Genomic DNA, 8427 nt, shown 5'->3' with positions numbered 1-8427 from the left:
TTCCCGCTCGTCGGAGATATTGTTGCGTAACAAGCTACTAAATTCATAGATAATATCTGCCAGTTCATCCTGACTTTGCATGACGGCATACATCCGTAAAAACTCCAGAGTATTGTACATAAAGTGAGGATTGATTTGAGCCTGTAGAGCTCGCATATTGGCATCTTTTTGACTGAGCTCTAGCTGATAGATATCGTGGATATTTTTTTCCAGGCGATCCAACATATCATTGGTTGTTTCTGCAATGAGGAGCAATTCCTGATCTTTCTCAGAAGTATCGATGCGAAGGCCTTCTTCCCCTTGAGCAATCACCTCGATCGAATCTACTAGGTCTACGACCTGCTTTTGGTAATTTGAAAAAGTCTGTCTAAGGGTCACGTACAAAATAATGATAAAGAGAATACTTAGCCCAATAATGACAGCTGAGCTCGTCAAAGTTCCTGTAAGAACAAAATTTTTAGGAACAGCAACTCGAACCTGATAACCGTGAGAGGTGACACCTACAAACCAGTTTTCTCGCTCGGCTGATACCTTCTCCCCAATATGGAACATCTCGGTCTCAAAAGGCGAAGTTACTGTTACAGCCATTGGGATATGGCCCCTTGTATTATCAATAGCGCCATGTAAAACATCTGGGGATAGGGAGATGTATATCACTCCTAAATCCTTGTCAGACACAGGATCGGAAACAGGAATGGCAAAACTATTGGCTGTCGGCTTAAAACCCTCCGCAGGAACTTTCTCCCCACTGCGTTTTTCTCTAGTCGAAACATACACTTCCTTATAGTCCTGAAGAACAATAGCCACTCCAGTCACAAAATCATTCCGAACATAGAGGTCATCAATATTTTCATACAGGGAAACCGAGATATAAGGTGAAGTTTTACGCTCTAATTGCCAATAGAAGTAGTCTGGGGTGCTGAGACTGAAATACTTGTAAATTCCTTCGATGCGGGCCTGATTTTCAACCAAAGACTGAGCAAGTCGGGTTGACTCTCTGTGATAGTATTCCACTTCGCTCACTGTCCGAGTGGTCACACGTTCTGCAACCCGTTGGGCCTCTTTCTCACGCGAGTCCCAGTCAGCATACGATAGCATAATCGCAAAACTGGCAATGACCACGATCATAACCAAACTATAAATCCGTAAGAGAGAGTGAAGCCAGAACTGCTTCATTCTATTTTGTCGCCAATTTTTCATGGATACTTTCATAAATAGGTTCCAACATATCACTGATAAAGAAATGCCACATTCCAATTCCTACAAAAAAGAGCAAGGCAGGCATATAATAACCAACTCCTACAAGGAGAGCGGACCCGAGTAAAACCTTGGCAATCGCAGGTAAGCTCATAAAAATCCCGATAAGGGACAGTTTCAAGGTATTTTGGTAGGATAAATCAAAGTACACCTGAAGTTTCAAGGACACAGTATAGGCTAGAAAGACAAGAGCAACTACAAGGACATTGAGAACGGTCGCCAAGAGGTGGAAAATCGTCTGGTGGGGCAATTGAACTAGAAGATACAAACCATAAACTAGGACAAGATCCACAAACACGAAACTATAGAAAGCCAGATTACTCTTGACAAAATTGCTCTTATACAATTCCCAAGCTTCCTTCAAATGGTAGGCTCGATAGGTATAACCATGCTCCGCATACAAACTCATCAGGGTAGCACTAGCTGGGGCCAAACCAAAGATCACTCCTCCTGCTAGTGTTAATAGCCAGAAATAAGCCGTCGCAATCATTCCCAAAAAGATACGATTAAAGACGAATTCTAGAAACTTTCCCATGCTACTCTCCTTAAACTAACGATGTAACTATTATATCATATTTCAAGCGTTTTCAAAAATATAGAACTCCCATTTACAATCCTCAAAAAGCGTGATACAATTGGTTTTGTTAATTCGTATCAAGGAGATTCTCATGAAGAAAAATATCTTAACCACCCTCTTGGCCGCCGTCCTCTACTTTCTCTGTGTAGGGATTGGAGTCTTCCTAGGACACCTGGTCGACCAAACAGGCAATATGTTCTACGCACCTGCCTTTTCTGCCCTTGTCGGTGGCAGTGTCTATATGCTTCTTTTGACGAAAGTCCCTCGTTTTGGCGCTATTACGACTCTAGGTCTTTTTATGGCACTTTTTTTCCTAGCTAGTAAGCATGGCGCTGGTGCCTTTCTCCCAGGACTCGCCTGTGGTCTTGCAGCAGATGCCATCGCTCGTCTCGGCCACTACAGAGATCGAATCAAAAACACCCTCTCCTTCCTCGTCTTTGCTTTTAGCACAAGTGGCCCTATCTTCCTCATGTGGATCCGTCCCAAAGCTTACGTGGCCACCTTACTTGCACGTGGGAAATCCCAAGAATACATTGACCGTATCATGGTCGCTCCAGAGTTGGACAAAATCCTTCTCTTTGTTTCGAGCATCCTTCTAGGTGCCTTGATTGGGGCTGTTGTTGGGCAATTTCTAAGTCAAAAAATAGCTGATAAACTATAAGGTAAAAGCCCTGAAGACTAGCAATGCCTAGTTTCAGGGCCTTTTTGTATACAATCTTAAAATTCACTATAGATAAATTCTTGAATATTCGAAAAATCGGTCACAAAACAGTAAATCACGATGCTCAAGATAACCGTATAGAAAAATAGTGTCCACAAGATTAATCGATGAGTGTTAGTTAGCTTGGTTTGCAAATTTGTAAAGTTCTTTTTCAACTTCCATCCATCCTTTCACTCCAACGTGCATCACGTCAAATAAAAAGTAATCATCATACTCTCTGTTTCCATAGTTTAATACGGTTGCACCATGGCTTTTTGCGACATCTTCTATTTTTTTATAAGTTTTTTCTCGCATCTCTCTTGAGACTCCTGTGTAGTCGTTCCATTTCCCGTTTACTGGGAAAATAATAACCTCAACTTCAATTCCCAATTCCTTAGCAACTGTCAAGAAAAGTTCCATATCAGAATACTCTGGTGATTCTAGATAGCTCAAATCTTTTTTAGAATCTTTCAGCGATGCATAGCGATCTTTTAAGTAAGTATTGTAGTAGTTATTATCAACAGCATAGTCATTATTGTCTGTTTTCTTTTTGACCTCTTCCACAAACTGATCCGTCATCTTTTCCCAATTATAGTCTGGGGTTTTATCTCCTGATGAGGGATAATCTGATTTCTCATGATTTTCATAAAATTTTCGTTTGAGCTTAAAGGAATACATCGCGTTATCTAACTCTAATAGTTTTTTATCAACAATGGTTCCTTTTCCATCTATGAAATAACTTTTGTATTTTTTGTAGATGTCATTTTGTTGCTTGTTCCCCTTGGTAATCTCGATAATGCGATTGATTAGTTTTTCTTTCGTTTCTTTACTAATCTTGTCATTATCTAGCATGTGAAAAATATGTTCCTGAGAAGCCTTGTTCAAAAAGGCATCTTGATGAGTCCCATCTTTTTCAAACCACTGAACAGACTCTACTATAGCTACTTTTCGCTTACTCATAGATCCTTCAATAGAGGCTAAAGTAGAGGCTTGAATGATATTTTGAGAATAACTGGTCCCAATCTGCATGATATTAAAATCGTTGTAGTTAAAAATTTTATTTGGATGATAGTCCTCATTTATCGTCGCAACCAACTCTGAGGAACCCATTAGAACTAGTGTATTGGGGGTGATATTGCTTGTTATAATATCTCTACTTTTATACTTTTCATACGAGGTGCTATAACGAATACTGTTATCCTTGACTTTATAATAATCATCAAGCTTCTTGACATACGTCACATTTAAAAGGGCAAGCGTCGCAATTACGAGCACAAGCGATAGTAAAAATGCTTTTAATTTAATCATCTCGTTTTATCCTATCCCTTCAATCTGGCCGATTTCTTTTCAATCTCTTATCTCTTTAAAATCGTCAGTAAGATTTTATAGGGTTCACCTGAAAAGATAAAGAAACCAACCATAACCAAATTCATGGTCACAAACCAACTTAGTAGCTTATACCAGTTCTTATTTTTATTTTTTTTATAAAAATTGCTTTTCTTTTGATACACTTCAAATCCAGCCATCAAGACACCATGATAAAAACCATAGACAATGTAACTAACACTAAGACCATGCCAAAAACCCATGACCAACATATTGACCATATAGGCATAGGTTGCATTGTGTAGTCTATTTTTAAACCATTTTTTCCTGATAACTTGCATCAATACTCTTGAAAATACAAAATCTCTCAACCAGGTCGACAAGGTGATATGCCATCTGGTCCAGAAATCTTTGATATCGACACTCAAGAAAGGTTTGTTAAAGTTCATCGGTGTCTGAATACCTAGAATATTACTACTTCCAACGGCCATTAGACTGTAGCCTGCAAAGTCAAAGAACAGATACAAGGTATAGAGGTACATATACTTGATTGAGTAAACGACTATGTCCGTATTATTTAGAGCGAGTAACATCTGGTAAACATAGGTTGATAAAACAATCTTGTAAAGGAGGCCTAGAACGATACGATACACACCGTCCCCTGCTAACTCTAGATACTCTTTTCGGGGCATGACCTCGTTCATCTCTTTTAAAAATCTCCTACTCCGATCAATTGGACCAGCACTAACTGTTGGGAAAAAGAGCAAAAACTGTAGATAATCTTTTGCACTGATTTTTTCTTTGATTAAGTCATCCGATATCTCTAGCATGATCTGAATGGTCTTAAAGGACATGTAAGAAATTCCAATAAAGGTCAACAAATGCAGAGAAGTCAGAGCAAAGACTTTATTGATCACCAAAGGAAGAATGGAAAGGAAAACCAGCGGTTTCAGCCGCTTTGCCTCTATCCGCTGCGCTAGAAAAACCAGAAAATACTGGTAAACGATAAAGGCGAGTAAATAGACAATCATCGCCCGGCTCTTACCATAGATAGCTCCTGCAAATAAGAGGGAGAGCGCCAAAATATAGTAGTCTTTACGTTTTTCAAAAAAGTTTACCACAAAACCAATCAGTGAAACTACAAATAAGAGAAGGAAAAAATCATTCCCCTCAAAATAATTCATACCAGCCAAACTCCTTTACATTATCATCCCTTCTACAGCAAAGTTTCTGACTTGCTAATTGGGGACCTTTGTTTATTATAGCATATTTCTAAAAAGAAGCTTTATCCTTCTTGCAGTTCGGTGAGAAAACAAAAAGGAGTCCCTTTGAACTCCTTCCATTATTTATGACTTAATTTCTTGGTCAAGAAATCTCCCAAGAACTGGATTGTAAAGATAATCAAAATGATAATAATGGTTGCCAAGATAGTCACATCGTGATTGTAGCGGTTAAATCCATAAGCGATGGCTACGTTACCGATACCACCAGCACCAACTGCTCCCGCCATGGCTGTTTCCCCAACAAGGGAAATCAAGGTCACTGTCGTCACACGAATCAAATCTGGAAGACCTTCTGATAGGTAAACACCCACGATATCCCAGAAGGTCGCTCCACTAGCCTGCGCCGCCTCAATGACACCGCCATCTAGTTCAGCCAAGACCACCTGCACCTGACGGGCAAAGAAGGCAAAGACTGCAAAAGAAAGGGGGACAAGGGCTGCATTTGGCCCAATGCTCGTCTTCACAATCAAGTGAGAGAGTGGCGACATGATTGCCAAGAGGATGATGAAAGGAACCGCACGGAAAATAGAGGTGATCTTGTCTAAAATCCAGAAGATAACCTTATTTTCCAAGACACCGCCTGGCGCTGTCAAGACGAGGAAAAGACCTGCCACCAACCCCAAGAACCCTCCGATGATGAAGGAAAGAACTGTCATATAAAGAGTTAGGTAGATGGCTGTTCCCCAGCCTGCCTGACCTGACCAGCCCATCTTGTAGACATTTGGTAAGTAAGTTTGAATCAACTCTGTCATTTTACTGTCCTCCCTTCAATACTTTTAGTTGGACGCCAGCCTGACGGATGGCATCTTGAGCACCTGCTAGCGATACTTTTTCACCTGACAAGACCACAACCAACTCTCCAACAGGAGTGCCATCGAGAATTTCGATATTTCCATAGAGGATATTGGCCGTTACTTGGTAACGCTTGTACAATTCATTCAAAAGTGGCTCGTCTGTTGAAGCCCCTGCATACTTGAGCTGCACTAAAATACTGTTCTCAGATAAATGTTCTACGATTTCTTGCTTCTCAATCTTAACCATGGCTTCGTCAATACCTGTTGCAGTTGAGATAAAGTCCTGGGTCAAAGGTTGTTTAGGGTTTGAGAAGATTTCAAGAACACTTCCTTCTTCAATCAAACGGCCATCCTGCATGACCGCCACACGGTTGGCAATGTCTTTGACAATCTGCATTTCATGCGTAATCAAAACAACCGTCAAACCTAATTTTTGGTTCAAATCTTGCAACAAGGCCAAAATCTGCTTGGTTGTCTTAGGGTCAAGGGCAGAAGTTGACTCATCTGAAATCAAGATTTTCGGATCATTTGCCAAGGCACGCGCAATAGCCACACGCTGTTTTTGCCCTCCTGATAGTTGTGAAGGGTAGTTTTCAGCACGATCCGCCAAGCCAACCAAGTCTAACAACTTGGCTACTTTAGCTTTCTTTTCTTCCTTGCTGAGTCCAGAGTGTTTGAGGGCAAAGGCTACATTTTCCTCTGCTGTCTTTTGACTCATCAGGTTGAAATGCTGGAAAATCATCCCGATATCTTGACGCTTACGACGCAACTGCTCTGCCGTCAAAGTGACCTTACCATCAAAAATCACATCGTCATCAATGGTAATTTTCCCTGCAGATGGCTTTTGCAAGAGGTTAATCACCCGTACAAGGGTTGATTTCCCTGCTCCAGAATATCCAACGATTCCGTAGATATCCCCTTCTTGGATGTGAATAGTCACATCCTTGACCGCTGTGATGGTTCTCTTCTTTTGGTGAAAAGTCACATCAATCTGATCTAACTTGATAATATCTCTACTCATAGCTTCTAATCAGCTCCTCTACTAATTCAATATGGGTGTAGTAATCGGCGATTCGCACATTTTCATCTCCACCATGGTCTCGGCTATTGGCATTTCCTAGACCGAAGGCCACCATTGGTACCTCTAGGGCATCAAAGACCGTATGCATCGGTCCTGTTCCTGCTGTGGTCGGCAAGACTGAAACGCCCTGTGGATAGAATTTCTTGGCCAACTCGATTACGTTGAGAATGGCCGGCGCGCTCATATCGCTTCGATAGCTCATCTCTCCCAAGGTATAGTATAATTCTACCTTATCAAAGCCATTTTTGTCTAGCTGTTTCCGAATTTTTTCCAGAACATCATGCGGTTCTAGGCCAGGAACCAAACGAACTTCTAACTTGGCACTGGCTTCTGCTGGCAAAATCGTTTTAACCCCTTGCCCTTGATAACCTGACTGAATCCCTTCGATATTAAGGGCTGGCTCAAAAAAGAAACGTTTTAGAAAGGCTGCACGTTCCTCTTGTAAGAGAGGCAATTCCAAGCCATAAATGCGACTGATTTCCTCAGGATTGCGTTGGGCGTAGGTGTCTACCAAGGCTAGTTCTCGTTCATTTGGCTCTTGAACATTCTCGTACAAGCCTTCTACCAAAATACGTCCATCAGCAGCTCGCAGACTACTTAAGGCCTGGATAAGATACCACGGCGCTGACTCCACGACACCACCATAACTCGAGTGGATATCCACATCCGCACTTTTTACCTTAGCATCAAAGGTTACAATTCCCTTGTTTCCGCCAGAGATTTCCAGCTGTTCCAAGGCGTTCTTGGTCCCTTGTTCCCAGACTAGCAAGTCCGCCCCACGAAGTTTGTCTGCGTGTTTCTCTAAATACTTATCTAGATCCATGGAAGCAGACTCCTCTGCCCCTTCCATGATAAAGCTGATATTGACAGGCAGATCATCATGGTGCTGCATATACTTTCTCAGAGCACTCAAACGAGCCGTTATGTGGCCCTTGTCGTCGTCAACCCCACGCCCATACATAAATCCATTTCGTACAGAAAGGGTAAAAGGATTCTCTGTCCACACCTGGTCGCCATCTGCTGGCACGGTGTCATAGTGATTATAGAAAATCAAGGTCTTGGCATCCGGACGCGAACTCTTGAAATGCGCCATAACAAAGGGAGCCGTGTAGCTCTCATCAATCTCCACTTCAGCCCCTACACGCTTGAAAATCTCACCCAGATAGTTTGCGACTTCCTTGAGTCCAACCTGCTGGGCAAAAACTGATTTCTTGGAAATCAAGGTGCGCAAGACTTCAAAATAATGTTGGGCCACATGATCCTTCTCAAATTTTTCGATCTGCTCTTGTTCGCTAGGAAAAACCATTTTCTCTCTCTTTCTACTACGTACTTGTGTCTTCAGAACGACCACAAGTGCCTCTTTAAAATCAACTCTCTATACAAAAGTAAGAGGTGGAAACTCTCTCCCA

8 protein-coding genes are annotated in these 8427 nt (G+C 41.6%); 1 reads left to right on the top strand and 7 read right to left on the bottom strand.

Features of this window, described 5'->3' with window-relative positions; genetic code table 11:
• Positions 1-1200, bottom strand: a 1200-nt coding sequence (locus D8863_RS09230; RefSeq protein WP_125441740.1) for a sensor histidine kinase, incomplete at its 3' end; no start/stop codon positions are given.
• Positions 1178-1792, bottom strand: a complete 615-nt coding sequence (locus tag D8863_RS09225; protein ID WP_125441739.1) for a YesL family protein — start codon at positions 1790-1792, stop codon at positions 1178-1180. The genes D8863_RS09225 and D8863_RS09230, both read right to left, overlap by 23 nt.
• 133 nt (positions 1793-1925) lie before the next feature.
• On the opposite strand from D8863_RS09225, the gene D8863_RS09220 reads away from it, so the two are divergent.
• Complete coding sequence (locus D8863_RS09220; protein ID WP_125441738.1) at positions 1926-2495, top strand: MptD family putative ECF transporter S component; 570 nt, start codon at positions 1926-1928, stop codon at positions 2493-2495.
• A 174-nt stretch (positions 2496-2669) separates the two neighbouring features.
• Here D8863_RS09220 and dltD read toward each other — a convergent pair whose 3' ends face one another.
• The 5 genes from dltD to D8863_RS09195 all read right to left on the bottom strand — a co-directional run bounded on the left by dltD (position 2670) and on the right by D8863_RS09195 (position 8324).
• A complete protein-coding gene (gene dltD / locus D8863_RS09215) occupies positions 2670-3842 on the bottom strand; it encodes a D-alanyl-lipoteichoic acid biosynthesis protein DltD (protein ID WP_125441737.1) in 1173 nt (390 codons plus the stop codon).
• Between the two features lie 47 nt (positions 3843-3889).
• Entirely contained in the window at positions 3890-5044 is a 1155-nt protein-coding gene (gene dltB / locus D8863_RS09210; RefSeq protein WP_125441736.1) for a D-alanyl-lipoteichoic acid biosynthesis protein DltB, read from the bottom strand.
• A 158-nt stretch (positions 5045-5202) separates the two neighbouring features.
• Positions 5203-5895: a methionine ABC transporter permease gene (locus D8863_RS09205; RefSeq protein WP_049550187.1), complete on the bottom strand. Its 693-nt coding sequence runs from the start codon at positions 5893-5895 to the stop codon at positions 5203-5205.
• 1 nt (position 5896) lies between these two features.
• Entirely contained in the window at positions 5897-6958 is a 1062-nt protein-coding gene (locus tag D8863_RS09200) for a methionine ABC transporter ATP-binding protein (RefSeq protein ID WP_125441735.1), read from the bottom strand.
• The gene (locus D8863_RS09195) at positions 6951-8324 is read right to left on the bottom strand and encodes a M20 family metallopeptidase (RefSeq protein WP_125441734.1); all 1374 of its coding nucleotides are present in this window, start codon (positions 8322-8324) and stop codon (positions 6951-6953) included. Before D8863_RS09195 ends, D8863_RS09200 begins: the two co-directional genes overlap by 8 nt.
• Positions 8325-8427: the final 103 nt, after the last annotated feature.

It is taken from the genome of Streptococcus oralis, from assembly GCF_003943825.1.
GTDB classification, from domain to species: domain Bacteria; phylum Bacillota; class Bacilli; order Lactobacillales; family Streptococcaceae; genus Streptococcus; species Streptococcus oralis_CD.
The sequence above is the reverse complement of the archived record's forward strand: the minus strand, read 5'-3'. Positions and strand labels throughout refer to the sequence as shown.